This is a genomic window from Amycolatopsis sp. WAC 01376 (genome assembly GCF_003947415.1).
Classification (GTDB): Bacteria; Actinomycetota; Actinomycetes; order Mycobacteriales; family Pseudonocardiaceae; genus Amycolatopsis.
In genome coordinates, this window is the sequence record NZ_QHKL01000004.1 from 266095 (window position 1) to 279427 (window position 13333).

A 13333-nucleotide genomic window follows, 5' to 3' on the forward strand; every position below is an offset into this window, starting at 1 on the left:
AGTCCTTTCCGTTGTCAGGCGGCGGTACGGGTGGCGATCCAGTTCTCGACCCGGGCCCACGACGCGGTGGCGCGGGCCCGGATCTGGTCCGGGGTCAGCGGTTCGGTGGTGTGCACGGTGCGGCGGCGGGCGAGTTCGGCGTAAGTCGGGCCACCGGCGATCGCCCGCCAGTCCGCTGCCCCGGAGATGGCGTTGGAGGTGGCGCGGGCGGTGGCGCGGCGGTCCCACTCGATCCACTCGGCGAGCAGCTCCGCCACGTGCGGGCTGGAGTTCAGCAGCCGCCAGGCGCCCGCGTCGGCCACCAGCGCCCGATACTCGCGAACCGGCACGGGGACCGCGTCGGTGTCGTTCACGCGGTCTCCTTTCAGCGGCGGGGCCGGATCTGGCAGCAGCGGTGGCAGCAGCGCTGCCGCAACCGGTTGCGCGCCCCGCACGAGCGGCACGCCCACCGCGTCCGGGGCGGAAGACGGGTGCCGGTGGTGCCGTGGGCGGGCAGGCGCAGCGAAACGGGAGAAGTCATGACAGGGCTTCCCTTCACGGTCGGTGATCGGAGATGGCGCGGACGCGAGACCGGGCGAGGACACGACACACCCACCTCGGCGACTACGTTCAGTGACACCCAGGCTGGGCATGAAAGAGTGGGCGACCTCGGCGGGCGGGATGCGCGGCGGATGAGCCGGGGATGAGTCGGCGGATGAGTTTCGCAAAAGCGAATGAGCTAGCGCATTTCGCGGATGAGTTCCCAGGTCAAGGGCGTGATCAGCGGAAATGAACGCGAATGAGCGAAATGAGCGGGACGCGCGTGCCCGTCCGGTCCCGCCCATGACCCCGGTTTCGGGGTGTGAGCGGGCCCGGGCCGGGACTCATTCCGCCGGTGCGGCGTCGCGGCCGGCGAGCGCGTCGGCGACCCGCGCCGGATCGACCGGGAATACACGGTCCGTAGTCGGAACCTTGTAGCCGTACACGGCGAGCAGGTCGGTGACCTGCTGGATCTTCCACCCGCTGTAGTGGTTCCAGCGGGCGGCCAGCGCCGCCGCGACGGCCGCCGCACGCGGGTGCTGCTCGCCTTCGCGCGGGGTCATCTCGGCCAGCACGGTGAGCATGTCGACCAGCGGATCCCGCACCACCACGACCTCGGCCGCGCCGTTCGTGCCGCCGCCACGGGCTTCCAGGGCCCGCTGGGCGATGTTCTTCTGGTCGTTCGGGGACAGGTAGTAGCTGCGCAGGGCGCCGGGTTCGTCCATGAACCCGACCGTGATCAGCGTTCCACAGTCGTTGAGGCTGGTTTTGGTCTTGGGCTTGAGATCCAGCGCGGAAATCCCTTCCTCGTGCGCCTTCTCCCCGAGGACCGCGTTGTTGCGGGCCTTGTTCCCGTTGACCGCCCCGCACGCCCGGTTGGTCGACATCGCCACCAGGTCCCGCGGCAGGCTCTGATCCGACGGGCTGGGGGTGAGAAACGCCAGGTGGACGGCGTATTTCCGGGACGCCATGAACAGGTTGATCACCAGGTTCACGATCCGTTTGCGGTCCTCGGGCTTGTCCTGGCGGAACAGCCGCTGGCACTCCTCCAAGACGACGATCCGGGGCCGCAACCCCGGCTCACGAGCGACGATCTCGCGTCCGGCCTCCAGCACGCTGTTGACGTTGTGCTTTTGCAGCAGGCGGCCGCGCGCGGACAGGTCGTCATACAGCTCTTGCAGGTGATCCAGCGCCGCATTGACGTTGCCTTCACCGGCGCCCGGGGAATAGACGTTCAGGCAGGGCGAGATGGCCTCGTAGTCGTTGTTCTCGGCGAACACGAACACATCCACGTCCACCAGCGGATCCAGGATCGCCCCGTTGAGCAGGGTTTGCATCAGCGTCGACTTGCCCGAACCGGGACTGCCGGCCAGCACGAAGTTCCGTTCGGGCATGTCCGCCACGATCGGTTCCCCGCGCAGGTTCACCCCGACCGGGAAACCCTGCCAGTAGTCGGTGGATCCCTCGTGCAGCAACGGATACGGGTCCACCGGGTCCCGCAGAACCCCGGGATTCAGGCGGAACAGGTCCATCACCGTGGGGTCGTCGGCATCGGCGCGGATGAACAGCTCCATCGGCCTGCACGCGAGGTTGTGCGCGAGCATCTCCTTGGCCTTGTCCACGGACTTCACCGGTGCGCCCTGCGGGAGCCGGATCTTGGTGGACCAGCCCTTTCCGTCGATCATCGGCGGCTGCACCCACGCGTTGTCGGTGTCGCGGTGCGGCCACCCGTCCTTGATGCTGGTGTTGAGCTTGCTGTTGCCAATGTTGGCCAGCGCGTTCACCAGCGCGGACTCGCTCAGCTCCACCCGCAGGTTCTGGGTGGCCTGTTTCCGCAGGTGAACGGGCAGAACCTGGTCCCCGAGCCGGTTCCCGTCGCGCCACCAGCGGGACAGTTTCAGCGGCACCCACACGGTGGGGAACGCCCACCACCAGGTCACCACGACCACCGCGACGGTGTAGAGCAGGGTGAGCGCGTCACGCCAGACGGCGAGGACGTCGTTGGCGTTGAACACCCCGAGCCACCGGCCGTACCCGTTGATCCCGCCCACCAGCACCGACACCACGAACAGCACGCCCAGCACGGCGGCGGTGCGCCACGTGAGCATCCAGATCAGCTCGGCTTTCTTCTGCGCGGCGTCGATCCCGACGTGTCGGCTCTCGTTGTGCTGGCGGGTCAGCGCCTCCACCGCGGCGGTGTCGCCCTTGTCTTTCGCCTCGGCCCGGGCTGCCTTGAGGTCGGTGTGGTCCTTCTCCGCGCGGCGACGTTGCCGGGCGGCTTCGATGCCCTTGCCGATGATCCGGCTGTGCCGGTTCAGGAACCGTCCGAACCGGCCGGTCACGCGCAGCCCGGACCGGGTCCCCGCGGCGACCCGGTGGCCGGCGGCGTGGGCGGCGTCCACGGTCGCCTCGGCCAGCCTCGCCCGGGCCTCATCCGACGGTCCGGCGAGGATCCGGCCGGTGCCGTAGAGCACCCGCGTGCCCCACGTCTCCCGCGTCTCGGCCATGGCCATGTCGGTCCCGGGCTCGACCACCTCTCCGTCGATCGTGGCCGGGTCCGAACCCGGTTCGGGACGGCGGAACGGGACCACCGTCGCCTGCCCTGGACCCGGCCGGTCCGGGGCGGTCCAGGCCGGTCCGGTTGTGGTGTTGTCCCCGGTCCCGTGGGGTGTGATGTCATCGTGCGCCATGTCGGTGATCCCTTCTCGAACCCGCCTCGGGGGTGGTGTGCGAACCCGATGCGGACCGGTTCCGGCCCGGGCGGACACGGGTGTGTCCGGGCGGGCCGGGCCGGACCAGATCGGGGTCAGTCCTGGTCGGTGTGCTGCCGTTCGGCGAGCAGCCGCTTGGCGGCCGGTTTCCCGCACCGCAGCGTCTTCGCGATCCGGTAAATCGAGGCGGTCCCGGGATCGATGTGCCCGGACTCGACCGCCTTGTCGAACCGGGCCCGCAACGCCTCGAAGCGGGTGTCGCGGCCCGTCTTCGCGACCGGCCCGGACCGGCCGCCGCGTTTGGTGGTGCGGGCGGTCCGGTGCGGCGCCGGACGGTCCGGCGTGGCCTCGGCCGTGTCGTCGCGGGCCGGGCCGGGTGACGGTCCGGGGTCGGTCGCGATCCCGCCGCCCGGGCCCGGCTCGGGGTCGGGGTGTCCCGAACCGAGCAGCTTCGCGAGTTCGGCGTCGAGGGCGTCCGGCGGGCCGACGACGTCCAGGTCGGGTTCGACCGGGACCAGGCGGCGTCGGCGGACGTCGAAGGTGCCGGGGACGTAGGTGAGGCGGGCGTTGCCCTCGGCGTCGATCTGCGCGGCGGCGGCCTTGAGCGCCGCGCGGGCCGCCGCATGGGTTTTCGCCGCCCGGGCGGCGGCGAGCTTGTCCGCCGCCCGCTGCGCCTTCGACCGGGGCGGGGTCGCGATCGCCAGCTGGTGCGCGACTACCCCGGCCACCGACACCACGCCCATGATCAGCGCGGCGTCGAAGCCCCGGGACCAGCCGTGGACGGCGTTGGTGAGGAACGCCAGCGTCCCGAACACCCACACCCCGGCCTGGTAACCCCATACCGGCCGGTCCGGGGCCTTGATCCGGGAGATGAGCACCGCGATCGCGAACGCCCACATCCCGAGTTCGGTGATCAGGGGCAGCAGCGCGCCCAGCGGGGAGCGGTAGACGTCTTCGCCGTAGCCGGACATCGCCGGGGCCGCCATCACGAACGACACCAGCGCGATCCCGTAGATCAGCCCGTCCACCACGTGCGCCTTCGCGAACGCGGTGGCCTTGGCCCGCTTGGCTTTGCGTTCACCGCGGCGCTTGTCGCGGATGGCGTCGGCGGTGGCCTTCGCCTCGGCCACCAGCTTCGCGTCCTGCTCGCGGTCGGCGCGGGCCAGCTCGCCGGCCGCCTTCATCCGCGCGATGTCGTTCCCGGTCCGCGCGGCCTCGTCCAGCCGCGCCGCCTCGGCCTTCGCCTGACGGTTCGCCCGGATCTCTTCCTGCCAGCTCATGGTCAACCTCTCTTCGCCGGGGAACACCAGCGGCACACAAGGGCCGACGTGTCCACAGTGGTCAGTGACTGGTTTCTCGTGCCGCGCGCGGAAACCGGGGCGCCGAAACCGTGTTCCAGCCGGTGGTGCGCGGGGTTAGCGGTCGCGGCGGAGATCGATGCCGATCTGCCGGTCCACGACGTCGTCGCCCTCGGCGACGTTGCGCGTGGCCCGGGGCGGGCGCTGGTCGCGGTCCGAGGTCACGTCGTGCTGGGAGCCGACCGTGGCACCGGGGGCGGCATGGTTGACGTTGGTGACCGTGGTCCCGGCCGGTGGGGTGGTCCTGGTGCCCCCGGAACGGTTCACGCGGATGATCCCGGCCCGCTCGTACTTGGTGGTAAGCGCGGTGAGCCGGTCCCCGAGGCCCATCAGGCGGTGCGCGATGCCGCTGGGCCGGTTGGCGCGGGTGTCGTCCTCAGCCGCGCGGCGGATCTGGTCGTCGGTGATGGCCGCCGCGGCGCGAGAGATCTCGTTGAGCGCGGCCCGGTCGGACCCGGACAGCAGCGCGGCCGCCTGGTTGAGCGCGGCGGCGTTGCGCACGATCTCGTCACGCCACCGGGGATGGTGGTGATTCCAGTCCCTGATCTGGGACTGCTGGCCACTGGCCCGAGCCTTTCCCCACCAGGCCGCCAGGTCGCTCGCGGTCATCTTCGGCTCAGCGGCCGGGGCAGGCGTGGCCTGGGGTCGGGCCTGTGCGGACGGTGCCGCCTTACGGCGCGGCGCCCGACGTGGCGCGGGCGCTGTGGCCGGTGCGGGGTTGCCCCGGGACCGCTGACGTAGCTCGGTGGAACAACGCTTCCGCCCGCAGATCCGCAGCTTCGCGTTGGTCTGGAACCGTTCCCTGCACACCACGCACAACGCCCGCGTCGTGCGGGGCGTCGCGGCCTTCCGCACCGGCGCGGCCTTCCGCCTGCTGGTGGTCTTGCGGGTGGTGGCGCGCTTGGGCGTGACCTTGCGCGCGGCGTCCTTCTTGGCGGACTTGGTCTTCTTCTTGAAGAATCCGAACATGGCGGGGTGTCCTTCCTGCCGAGGTGGGATGCGGGTACCGGACCGGGGCAGGTCATTTCGCGCATCCGGTGCGGCTACAAAGCGGGTCAAGGGGTTCCCGGCCGGCCGTGCCGCCGCCGGGAACCCCTGCTGTCACCGCGTCTCGTGCGCCGGGGGTACCGCGGTAACGATCGACGTCACCGGCGGGCAGCCGGGCACGGGTCGCCTTCCTGGAGCCGCGCGAACTCGGCCTTGGTGACGGTGACCGGCACGAGCTCATGCGGCTGAGGAAGGTGCGACGGGGTGACCATGTCGGTGGAGGCGCAGAACGCGGTGTAGGCCGACACGGGCCGGATGGCGGTGTCTCCCGGCGCGCTGAGGTGCTCGATGAACCAGCGCACCGGGGTGGAGGGTGCGGGCCTGGCGGGAACCTCCGTCATGGGGGTGCAACCGGTCAGCAGCCCGGCAGCGACGAGACCGGCGCAGAGGGATCGGCGGAGATTGTGCTGTGCTGTCGCGGAATTCGCGGTGGTCATGGTGGTCGCTCCTCGTGTGTCAGGGGGTGTCGCGGGTGGGCACCGCGGTGACGGTGAGGGTGGTGGTCACCGGCGGGCACGGTGCCCCTCGTGCGGGGCGCGCGTCCGCCGCCGTGTCGCCCTCGCCGGTCGGGGCGGCGGCGGTACTTCGGGTGGGCCGTGGTGTCGGCGCCGGGCACGGCGCCGACGTCGCCGGGGCCGGGGGCCGCACCTGTGGCGGGGTGACGGTGTAGCCGAGCGCGAACAGCATCCACAGGGCGATGAACACGACCAGGCCGATGATGATCCGCACGGGCATCAGCCCCGGTCCGGCCGGGGGGGCGGGCACGCGTCGCCGGGCTGCATCCGCAGGAACTGGTCCTTGGTGATGTCCACCGCGCGCACGTCGTCCTCACCGGGCACGGACGTTCCGGCCGGGACGCAGAACGCGGTGTAGGAGGCGGTGCCGGTGCCCATGTTCTCCTCGCCGTCGAGGTGGTCGACGCGCCACGCCCCGGCCGGCGGGCTGTCCTGTCGTCCGGCGGGCACCGGGGCAGGCGCGGGCGGGCCGGGGTCGCAGCCCGAACCGAGCAGGGTCACCGCGAGCACGAGCGACGCGGCGGTGTGAGTGGTGGCGATGCGCACGGGCATCAGTCCTTTCAGGTCAGCGGTAGAGGAACCGGAACAGCGCCTGTTGCAGGTCGACGTGCTCGGCTCCCCCGGCCAGCGGCGGGTAGCCGTGTGCGGTGAGCACGGCGGCGACGTCGAGCACCAGCCCGAAGGTGAACCGTGGGTCCGACTCCGGTGGGTCGAGCGGGTAGCTCCTCGGGTTCGGTGGCGTGCCGTCCGATGTGGACATCACCGGTCACCCGCATCGGGCGGGGGCGGGGTGTGCGGAACGAACGCCCCGTCCTTCCAGATACCGAGCTTGCGAAGCTGGTTCCAGTAGCGGTTCTCGCCCTTGTGGTGCCACAGTTCCGGCGGCACCGTGCCCAGCCAGCGGCGGATGATCTCCCGCCCCACCCGTTCGGTCAGCTCTCCCGCGTCGTGGTCGCCGAACTCGGCCGGGTTGGCCTGCGCCACGTGCCACGCGAGCGCCAGGCGGTCGTCGGAGTAGCGGGTCAGGTCGGTGTCGTCGAATTCGATCGTGATGGCGTGCGTGGTCATGGTCAGCACTCCTCGAAGGCCGGGTCGGCGATCAGGCCGTCGCCGTCGTCGTCGGTGCCGATGTCCGCGATCACCGTGACGGTGGTCCGGTTGGGTGGCGTGCCGACGGCGTGCAGGTGCAGCCAGCCGTCGTGGTTGACGTGTTCGGGCCAGCGGGTCAGACCGAGGTGGCCGGTCCAGGTGTCGAAGGCGGCGAGGAGGTCGGCGACCGTGCCGGTGTGCGGAACCCGGCCGACCAGCCCGCCGGTGGCGGTGACCAGCCACACCAGGACGGGGAACCCGGCGGTGCGTTCGTCGGCCAGGTACTGCGCCAGGTCCGCGATCGCACGCCGCTGCCACCGGATCCGGTCGGTGTCGGTGACGGGGTTGGTTTTCTTGGCCTCAGCCATTGAGCCTCCACAGTGGACGTTTGGGGGTCCGGGTTCCGGGCGGGCATCTGTGTGCGGCCGCCCGGAACCCGGGAACCATGTGAACAGCGCGAGGAGCTACTTGGCCTTGGCCTTGGACTTGCCGGTGAACACGACCAGCAGGGACACGACGGCGATCAGGCCGAGGAGCAGGGCCGGGGTGAGGCTGTACTCGGCCGGGTTCTTCTGGTGCAGGGAACCGGCGCCCCAGGCGAGCCAGGCGGTGACGGCGGCGATGATGAAGGCGATGAGCTTCATGGGGTTTTCTCCAAGGGTTGGTGTGACACAAGGGATGGAGCCGGGATGCGGGCGCCACGATGCGACCGCGCCCCGTGGAACGGTGGAGCGGTTGAAGCAGTGGAACGCTTGCTACGGCGCAAGAACAGCGCCGGATCAGGTGCCGGAACTCTCCGGCGGGGATCGAGCAGGGTCAGGCGGCGCGGCGGTAGGCGGCGGCCTGGGCCTGCACTTTGTCGACGTACCAGTCGGCGTGGTTGTAGGCGAAGATCGCCTGGTAGGCGTCGCCCCGGGCCAGGCCGGAGTCACACAGGTAGTGCGCGGCCGCCGGGATCGCGTGGTCGGGGTCGTAGAGGTTGCCCCCGAGGCCGGGGTGGCGTTTGCGGACACCGGCGAAGGTGGCGGGCAGGAACTGCATCGGCCCGGCCGCCCCCGCGAAGTTCGCCCCCGAGGACACGCCCGGTGCTTTCAACCTGCCGTGGTTGGTCTCGACCTTCCCGATCGCGGCCAGCAACGCCCAGTCCAGATCAGGGCAGGTCCCGGCCGCCGCCCGGTAGCGGGCCAGGTAGGAGCCCGGGATGTCGGCCACCCCGGGCCCGGCCTCGGCGGCCAGGCCCACGTCATCCTTGAACAGGCCCTCGTCCTTGGTGTAGCCGACGGCGACCGCGGCGATCACGAACAACGCCACGCCCGCGCCGACTTTCCCCAGCAGCGTCATGGAAATTCACCTCCCGTCCTGCGTCTCGAACCGGCATCCGGCGCACGGCGGGGCATGCGGGCGATCATGAGGCGACCTCGTCCCGCTGCACCGCGCCCCGCGCGTCCGGTGTGGCGGGGCTGGTGCGGTGGCGGCGTTGGCGCCACCGGCGGATCCGGCGGGCGAGCCAGCCGACCACCGTGGTGATGAACCGGGCCGAACGGCGGGCCGGGGCCCACTCCCACCCGATCCGCACCGCCAGGCCGATCCCGATCGGCCAGAGCGCCCAGCCCCATCCGGCCCAGACGGCGAGCCCGGCCAGCAGCCCGGCGGCGGCGGCCTCGGGAAGCCACCACCCGACACGGGCGATCGCCCGATCCACCACCGGCCCACTGGGGGCGGTCAGGTCACCGCGGTCACGGTGACGGATCTCGTTGTCTGCCATCGTGTTTCTCCCTTCAGCCGGTCTCGTGCGGGGCCGGGACGTTCCCGGCGAAACTGTGGGTGATCCGGGCGTCCAACCCGGACTGCACCGCCAGCAGCAGCCGGGCGGTGAGCAGCAGCGGCCAACGCAGCAACCCGACGACCAGGAACAGCAGCACCGCCACCGCGAACCCGGCCAGCCGCCACGACCCGTGCTCCTTCGCGATCTCGAACACGCTCATCACGCCACCGCCTCAGACCGTCAGCGGCACGTCGTTGGTGACTGCCCACGACCGCAGCCACGTACGGATGTCGTCCGGCGAGTCGGACCAGCGGGTGGCCGGGTCAGCGTCGAACGCCCGCGCCACCCGCACCGCCAGCTCCTGCGACGACAGCCACACCGGGAACCCGGTGCTGCCCGAGACGCCGTAGCGCAGCGGCGACCAACGGGTGAAGTCGACCCGCACCCCGGCGTCACCGTCGGGCTCGATGACCGGCGTCACCGCCAACGTCGCGTCCAGCGCCACGAACGGGGCCGGGAAGTCCACCGTGGTCCCGTTGTTCAACGTGATGTACAGCTGCCAGGCGCCGACGGCGATGCGACCGCCGGACTGGTCGACATAGTGAGCGGCAAGTTTGATGTAGGACATGGCGAATTCCCTTTCCAGGAACGAACGTTGGGTTGAACGGACGTGCACAGAGGTCAGGCGGCGGCCGGACCTTCGGTGAGACGGGACCACTCGGTGTCCCAGTCGATCTCCTCGCAGCCGGCGGGCACGACCGCGTCGGCGGCGTCCAGGAGTGCTTCGACGGTGCCACGCGGCAGGGCGAGCTCAGCGGTCCCGGACGGGGACGACAGGGTCACGAGCACCGCGTCGAAGGCGCCGCCGGTGTCGGGGCGGATCTGCACGTCCCCGTGCCCGGACGGCTCGTATACACCCGAAGCGAGCAGGTCCCGGGCGAACAGCCACAGCCGCTCACCGACGGCGAAGGTGACCGCCCACGGGTCGGACGGGTCGTAGACCAGGGACACCGGGACCCGGTGCTGTCCATTCAGGACAGCGGTAGCAGGGTAGATCAGCTCCGTCATGCCGCTCACCACCCGTGGATTCGGCAGGCGTCGAAGAGCATGTCGGCGTGGTCGAACGCGAACCTGCCCTGCTGGGCGAGCCGGGTAGCGACGTGCAAGGGCATCCAGGCCGCTGCCGCCGCGTCGTCCCCGGCGACCGGGGCGGGCATGTCCGACAGGACCGCGGTGTAGGCCACCGACACGTACCGGCCTCGAGCGTCCCGGCCCGGCTGGTCGTAGATCCCGACCCGGTGCAGCGGCACCCTCGTCAGGTCCAGGCCGGTTTCCTCGGCGGCTTCCCGGCGGGCCGCCTGCTCCGAGGTCTCCTCGGCATCGACGTGGCCGCCCGGGGCGGCGAGCTTGCCCTTGTGCGGGTCCCAGCCCCGTTCGATCAGCAGCACGTGCAGCAGGCACGTGCGGGACCTGGCGAACAGCAGCACATCGGCGGCGTAGAACACCGGGTCCCGGTCATCGAATTTCGCGGCGATCTTCGCGGCGAGCGAACCAATCAGCGACATCGGGGAAGTCCTTTCCGGACACGGAAGACAGCGGGCAGGAACCGAGCAGAGTCAGGCGGCGCGGACGGTCGCGGCCGGGGTGGTCAGGAGGTCGGTGACGTAGGAGACGAACGAGCGCTGGGCACACGGGTGCACGTGGTCGGTCTGCGGATCGCGCAGGCTCTCGCGCAGCCAGCGCGTCAACCTGGCCACCGACCAGCCCTGGGCGCGGCGCTTCGCGATCGCGGCCACCAGCGTCTCCAGGAACGCCGGCCGGACCTTCGGCGCCCGGGTTGCGGCCCGCACCACCACCGGGCTCAACGGCGCGAGGTTCGACAGCGGCGGCCGGGACTCGTAGCGCCGGTGCGCCTCGGCGCGCCGGGCCTGCTCCTCGGCCAGAATCCGGACCTGCGCGGCAACATCCCGATACACACGAGCCCGGGCCAGCAACCCCGCCTCCGTGGTGCGGCGGACCAGCAGGCGAGCATTCGCCACCAGGTCGCCGACCAGCCGCTCGAACCGGCGAGCCACCGCCGACGCCACCTCACCCACCGCCGCCACGACCACCAGCGGATTCCCCGCGGACTGCGCCGCCTCGTCCTCGGCCAGCGTCCGCAGCTGGGCGGCGACGTCGCCGTAGACCGTCGCCCGGACCGTGGTCACGGACTCCGGAAGACCAGCCGAGGTCAGCACCGCGGCATTGCGGGCCAGCGTGTCGGCCAGCTCGCCGAAACGAGCGGCGATCTCGATGCTCACCGTGTGAGTCATGGGACGTCCTTCCGAGCAAGAGGAACCGGCACAAGGCATGGCGGTGCCCCGGAACGAATACGGAGAATTTCGGGAATATGGCGCGGAAACGCGCCCAGAACAGAAGGTCAGGCAGCAGAAACGGTGCTGGTAGCGAATTCGTCGTGCGTGGCGTGACGCACCTGATCGATCGCCTCGACCAGCCGGATCGCGCTCAACCCGTGCGGGCCACGAACCTCGCCGCGCAGCTGGTCAACGGTGCGGTCCAGCCAATCCAACCGCTCGAACGCAGTCGCCGACGCGGGCGGCATCGTCGCCACCAACCCGCAGAACGCGGCCGGAACGAACAACCGGCTGATGGTCATCACGCTGCCCACCCCCGCACCGTGTTGCTCTCCCCCACGCGGAGCCGCACCACAGATGCCACCTCGGCCGCATCCCCCGCAGCCATAGCAACCTCGTGCGCCAGCAACTCAGCCTCGATCAGCTCCAACTCCCGATCGAACTCCGCAATCTCCGTGTACAGGTCGGCCAGCTCATCGACACCGCCGAACGACACTGCCGTAGCCACATCACCGGCCAAGCCGGTCGTGTCAGCGAAGTAGTCGAAATCCAAATCGACGGCGTCCATCTCGATCTGACGGCGGCTGGTCTTCGGACGTGTGTTGCGCATTTGCTTCTTTCCTCCGGCTCGTTGTTATGTATCAGTACACCTTAAGACGCCTTGCGTCACAATGCGCCGATCGGGTGACTTAAGGTGCCGCAAGGCATCTGTTGATACGCTCGATGTGTGACTAGAAATCCCGCAGAGATGGTCCCGTTTGAACAGATCGCCGATGATCTGCGCACCCGCATCCGGACTGGTCAGCTGGCTCCGGGCGACAAGCTGCCATCCGCTCGCGAACTGGCCACCACGCAAGGTGTAGCGCCGAACACCGCGTCCCGAGCACTTCGGCTCCTGGTCGACGAGGGCTGGGCTACGTCACGAGGACCCGTTGGCACGTTCGTTAGCGACAGCATCCCCGCGGGCGACGAACCACTGACTCTGGCAGCGGTGGCGCAGCAGGTGGCCGAACTGTCCAGGACGGTCGCGGATCTCCAGCGGAAGATAGAAGGCACATGATCGTCAGCTCCGGTTCTCTTCGTTCGCCCCACCGCATTCGGTGGCCTGACACAAGAAAACCGCACCTCAGGGGACGTAACTACCGCACTTCGCAAGATCTTTGGGGACGTCCCCGGGCAGCCAAGCGTCCCCTCAAAACGTCCCAAACGTCCTCAGCCATGAGAGGGTCCTGATCGTGGCAAACGATCGTCTGCGCACCGCCATGCTGGCTGCGAACCTCACCGAGGCGACGCTTGCCGCCAAAGTCGGAAGGGACACGAAGACTGTCGAGCGGTGGATTCGGGACGAAACGCGCATCCCTCACCGCGCAACTCGCTTCAGGGTGACCGCAGTACTACAGACTCGCGAGGAAGATCTATGGCCCGAAGTCGCGGGCAACACGCGGCCAGCTCCGACCGAATCGGAGCTTGTGCATCTGTATCCATCTCGATCCGCCATGACCGGCGCCTCGTGGAACGCTCTACTCTCCAGCGTGGAGACGCAGATGGATGTCTTGGTCTTCTCCGGCGCATTTTTGGTCGAACAGTACGACCTGATTCCCTTAATGCGCAAAAAGGCGGCGCAGGGTGTTCGATTTCGCATTCTCGTCGGCGACGAGACGTCCCCAGCGGTTATTCAGCGCGCCATCGACGAAGGAACGCCAGGCGGTCTCGAAGGACGGATTCAGTTGATGCGCCGATACCTATCCGAGGTTGCAGATCTTGAAGGCATTGAGATTCGCACGCATGGAACCATTTTGTACAACTCGATGTATCGATTTGATGACACGTTGCTCGTGAACGTCCACTCCCATGGCGCCCTCGCTGGCCAAAGTCCAGTGATGCAGTACAAGCGCTTGCCCGATGGACCTATCTGGAAGTACTACATGCGTTCTTTTGAGAACGTATGGTCTAACGGCGTACCTGAGTAGACCGA

The 13333-nt window shown here is 69.6% G+C and carries 23 protein-coding genes; 2 read left to right on the forward strand and 21 right to left on the reverse strand.

Annotated features, from left to right (window positions below; translation table 11 throughout):
• Positions 1 to 14 precede the first annotated feature (14 nt).
• The 21 genes from DMH03_RS23970 to DMH03_RS24060 form a co-directional block, all read right to left on the reverse strand.
• On the reverse strand, positions 15 to 353 hold the full coding sequence (locus tag DMH03_RS23970) for a hypothetical protein (RefSeq protein ID WP_125794252.1): 339 nt from the start codon (positions 351 to 353) through the stop codon (positions 15 to 17).
• Positions 354 to 364: 11 nt separating this feature from the next.
• A complete protein-coding gene (locus DMH03_RS42095) occupies positions 365 to 520 on the reverse strand; it encodes a hypothetical protein (RefSeq protein ID WP_158633107.1) in 156 nt (51 codons plus the stop codon).
• Positions 521 to 863: 343 nt separating this feature from the next.
• On the reverse strand, positions 864 to 3209 hold the full coding sequence (locus DMH03_RS23975) for an FtsK/SpoIIIE domain-containing protein (protein WP_158633108.1): 2346 nt from the start codon (positions 3207 to 3209) through the stop codon (positions 864 to 866).
• 116 nt (positions 3210 to 3325) lie between these two features.
• The gene (locus tag DMH03_RS42100) at positions 3326 to 4510 is read right to left on the reverse strand and encodes a cell envelope integrity protein TolA (RefSeq protein WP_158633109.1); all 1185 of its coding nucleotides are present in this window, start codon (positions 4508 to 4510) and stop codon (positions 3326 to 3328) included.
• A 135-nt stretch (positions 4511 to 4645) separates the two neighbouring features.
• Positions 4646 to 5557 carry a hypothetical protein gene (locus DMH03_RS23980; protein ID WP_125794254.1) on the reverse strand — a complete coding sequence of 304 codons (912 nt, stop codon included), beginning with the start codon at positions 5555 to 5557 and terminating at the stop codon, positions 4646 to 4648.
• A 176-nt stretch (positions 5558 to 5733) separates the two neighbouring features.
• Complete coding sequence (locus DMH03_RS23985; protein WP_125794255.1) at positions 5734 to 6072, reverse strand: hypothetical protein; 339 nt, start codon at positions 6070 to 6072, stop codon at positions 5734 to 5736.
• 19 nt (positions 6073 to 6091) lie between these two features.
• A complete protein-coding gene (locus tag DMH03_RS23990) occupies positions 6092 to 6370 on the reverse strand; it encodes a hypothetical protein (RefSeq protein WP_158633110.1) in 279 nt (92 codons plus the stop codon).
• Complete coding sequence (locus tag DMH03_RS23995) at positions 6370 to 6702, reverse strand: hypothetical protein (protein ID WP_125794257.1); 333 nt, start codon at positions 6700 to 6702, stop codon at positions 6370 to 6372. The genes DMH03_RS23990 and DMH03_RS23995 overlap by 1 nt, the downstream gene beginning before the upstream one ends.
• Before the next feature lie 13 nt (positions 6703 to 6715).
• Entirely contained in the window at positions 6716 to 6910 is a 195-nt protein-coding gene (locus DMH03_RS24000) for a hypothetical protein (protein WP_125794258.1), read from the reverse strand.
• Entirely contained in the window at positions 6910 to 7218 is a 309-nt protein-coding gene (locus DMH03_RS24005) for a hypothetical protein (protein WP_199748993.1), read from the reverse strand. Before DMH03_RS24005 ends, DMH03_RS24000 begins: the two co-directional genes overlap by 1 nt.
• 2 nt (positions 7219 to 7220) lie before the next feature.
• Positions 7221 to 7607 (reverse strand): hypothetical protein, encoded by a 387-nt coding sequence (locus DMH03_RS24010; RefSeq protein ID WP_125794259.1) that lies wholly within the window; start codon positions 7605 to 7607, stop codon positions 7221 to 7223.
• Between the two features lie 96 nt (positions 7608 to 7703).
• Positions 7704 to 7883 (reverse strand): hypothetical protein, encoded by a 180-nt coding sequence (locus DMH03_RS24015; protein WP_125794260.1) that lies wholly within the window; start codon positions 7881 to 7883, stop codon positions 7704 to 7706.
• A 172-nt stretch (positions 7884 to 8055) separates the two neighbouring features.
• Positions 8056 to 8580 carry a lytic transglycosylase domain-containing protein gene (locus DMH03_RS24020; RefSeq protein ID WP_125794261.1) on the reverse strand — a complete coding sequence of 175 codons (525 nt, stop codon included), beginning with the start codon at positions 8578 to 8580 and terminating at the stop codon, positions 8056 to 8058.
• A 64-nt stretch (positions 8581 to 8644) separates the two neighbouring features.
• Positions 8645 to 9004 carry a hypothetical protein gene (locus DMH03_RS24025; RefSeq protein ID WP_125794262.1) on the reverse strand — a complete coding sequence of 120 codons (360 nt, stop codon included), beginning with the start codon at positions 9002 to 9004 and terminating at the stop codon, positions 8645 to 8647.
• A gap of 13 nt (positions 9005 to 9017) precedes the next feature.
• Positions 9018 to 9224, reverse strand: a complete 207-nt coding sequence (locus tag DMH03_RS24030) for a hypothetical protein (protein ID WP_125794263.1) — start codon at positions 9222 to 9224, stop codon at positions 9018 to 9020.
• 12 nt (positions 9225 to 9236) lie between these two features.
• Positions 9237 to 9632 (reverse strand): hypothetical protein, encoded by a 396-nt coding sequence (locus DMH03_RS24035; protein ID WP_125794264.1) that lies wholly within the window; start codon positions 9630 to 9632, stop codon positions 9237 to 9239.
• Positions 9633 to 9685: 53 nt separating this feature from the next.
• Positions 9686 to 10072 (reverse strand): SsgA family sporulation/cell division regulator, encoded by a 387-nt coding sequence (locus tag DMH03_RS24040; protein WP_125794265.1) that lies wholly within the window; start codon positions 10070 to 10072, stop codon positions 9686 to 9688.
• Positions 10073 to 10077: 5 nt separating this feature from the next.
• Positions 10078 to 10569: an NUDIX hydrolase gene (locus tag DMH03_RS24045; RefSeq protein ID WP_125794266.1), complete on the reverse strand. Its 492-nt coding sequence runs from the start codon at positions 10567 to 10569 to the stop codon at positions 10078 to 10080.
• A gap of 51 nt (positions 10570 to 10620) precedes the next feature.
• On the reverse strand, positions 10621 to 11316 hold the full coding sequence (locus tag DMH03_RS24050; RefSeq protein WP_125794267.1) for a hypothetical protein: 696 nt from the start codon (positions 11314 to 11316) through the stop codon (positions 10621 to 10623).
• Between the two features lie 107 nt (positions 11317 to 11423).
• Entirely contained in the window at positions 11424 to 11663 is a 240-nt protein-coding gene (locus tag DMH03_RS24055) for a hypothetical protein (RefSeq protein WP_125794268.1), read from the reverse strand.
• Positions 11660 to 11968, reverse strand: a complete 309-nt coding sequence (locus DMH03_RS24060; protein WP_199748994.1) for a hypothetical protein — start codon at positions 11966 to 11968, stop codon at positions 11660 to 11662. The genes DMH03_RS24055 and DMH03_RS24060 overlap by 4 nt, the downstream gene beginning before the upstream one ends.
• 138 nt (positions 11969 to 12106) lie before the next feature.
• Between DMH03_RS24060 and DMH03_RS24065 the strand changes: the two genes are divergently transcribed.
• Complete coding sequence (locus tag DMH03_RS24065; protein ID WP_125794620.1) at positions 12107 to 12418, forward strand: GntR family transcriptional regulator; 312 nt, start codon at positions 12107 to 12109, stop codon at positions 12416 to 12418.
• Between the two features lie 175 nt (positions 12419 to 12593).
• Positions 12594 to 13328 (forward strand): helix-turn-helix domain-containing protein, encoded by a 735-nt coding sequence (locus DMH03_RS24070; protein WP_125794269.1) that lies wholly within the window; start codon positions 12594 to 12596, stop codon positions 13326 to 13328.
• The last annotated feature ends 5 nt before the right edge of the window (positions 13329 to 13333 follow it).

Coding starts and splice junctions, on each gene's coding strand:
- DMH03_RS42095 (WP_158633107.1), bottom strand. CDS start 520: ATGACTTCTCCCGTTTCGCTGCGCCTGCCCGCCCACGGCACCACCGGC.
- DMH03_RS23975 (WP_158633108.1), bottom strand. CDS start 3,209: ATGGCGCACGATGACATCACACCCCACGGGACCGGGGACAACACCACA.
- DMH03_RS42100 (WP_158633109.1), bottom strand. CDS start 4,510: ATGAGCTGGCAGGAAGAGATCCGGGCGAACCGTCAGGCGAAGGCCGAG.
- DMH03_RS23980 (WP_125794254.1), bottom strand. CDS start 5,557: ATGTTCGGATTCTTCAAGAAGAAGACCAAGTCCGCCAAGAAGGACGCC.
- DMH03_RS23985 (WP_125794255.1), bottom strand. CDS start 6,072: ATGACCACCGCGAATTCCGCGACAGCACAGCACAATCTCCGCCGATCC.
- DMH03_RS23990 (WP_158633110.1), bottom strand. CDS start 6,370: ATGCCCGTGCGGATCATCATCGGCCTGGTCGTGTTCATCGCCCTGTGG.
- DMH03_RS23995 (WP_125794257.1), bottom strand. CDS start 6,702: ATGCCCGTGCGCATCGCCACCACTCACACCGCCGCGTCGCTCGTGCTC.
- DMH03_RS24000 (WP_125794258.1), bottom strand. CDS start 6,910: ATGTCCACATCGGACGGCACGCCACCGAACCCGAGGAGCTACCCGCTC.
- DMH03_RS24005 (WP_199748993.1), bottom strand. CDS start 7,218: ATGACCACGCACGCCATCACGATCGAATTCGACGACACCGACCTGACC.
- DMH03_RS24010 (WP_125794259.1), bottom strand. CDS start 7,607: ATGGCTGAGGCCAAGAAAACCAACCCCGTCACCGACACCGACCGGATC.
- DMH03_RS24015 (WP_125794260.1), bottom strand. CDS start 7,883: ATGAAGCTCATCGCCTTCATCATCGCCGCCGTCACCGCCTGGCTCGCC.
- DMH03_RS24020 (WP_125794261.1), bottom strand. CDS start 8,580: ATGACGCTGCTGGGGAAAGTCGGCGCGGGCGTGGCGTTGTTCGTGATC.
- DMH03_RS24025 (WP_125794262.1), bottom strand. CDS start 9,004: ATGGCAGACAACGAGATCCGTCACCGTGACCGCGGTGACCTGACCGCC.
- DMH03_RS24030 (WP_125794263.1), bottom strand. CDS start 9,224: ATGAGCGTGTTCGAGATCGCGAAGGAGCACGGGTCGTGGCGGCTGGCC.
- DMH03_RS24035 (WP_125794264.1), bottom strand. CDS start 9,632: ATGTCCTACATCAAACTTGCCGCTCACTATGTCGACCAGTCCGGCGGT.
- DMH03_RS24040 (WP_125794265.1), bottom strand. CDS start 10,072: ATGACGGAGCTGATCTACCCTGCTACCGCTGTCCTGAATGGACAGCAC.
- DMH03_RS24045 (WP_125794266.1), bottom strand. CDS start 10,569: ATGTCGCTGATTGGTTCGCTCGCCGCGAAGATCGCCGCGAAATTCGAT.
- DMH03_RS24050 (WP_125794267.1), bottom strand. CDS start 11,316: ATGACTCACACGGTGAGCATCGAGATCGCCGCTCGTTTCGGCGAGCTG.
- DMH03_RS24060 (WP_199748994.1), bottom strand. CDS start 11,968: ATGCGCAACACACGTCCGAAGACCAGCCGCCGTCAGATCGAGATGGAC.
- DMH03_RS24065 (WP_125794620.1), top strand. CDS start 12,107: ATGGTCCCGTTTGAACAGATCGCCGATGATCTGCGCACCCGCATCCGG.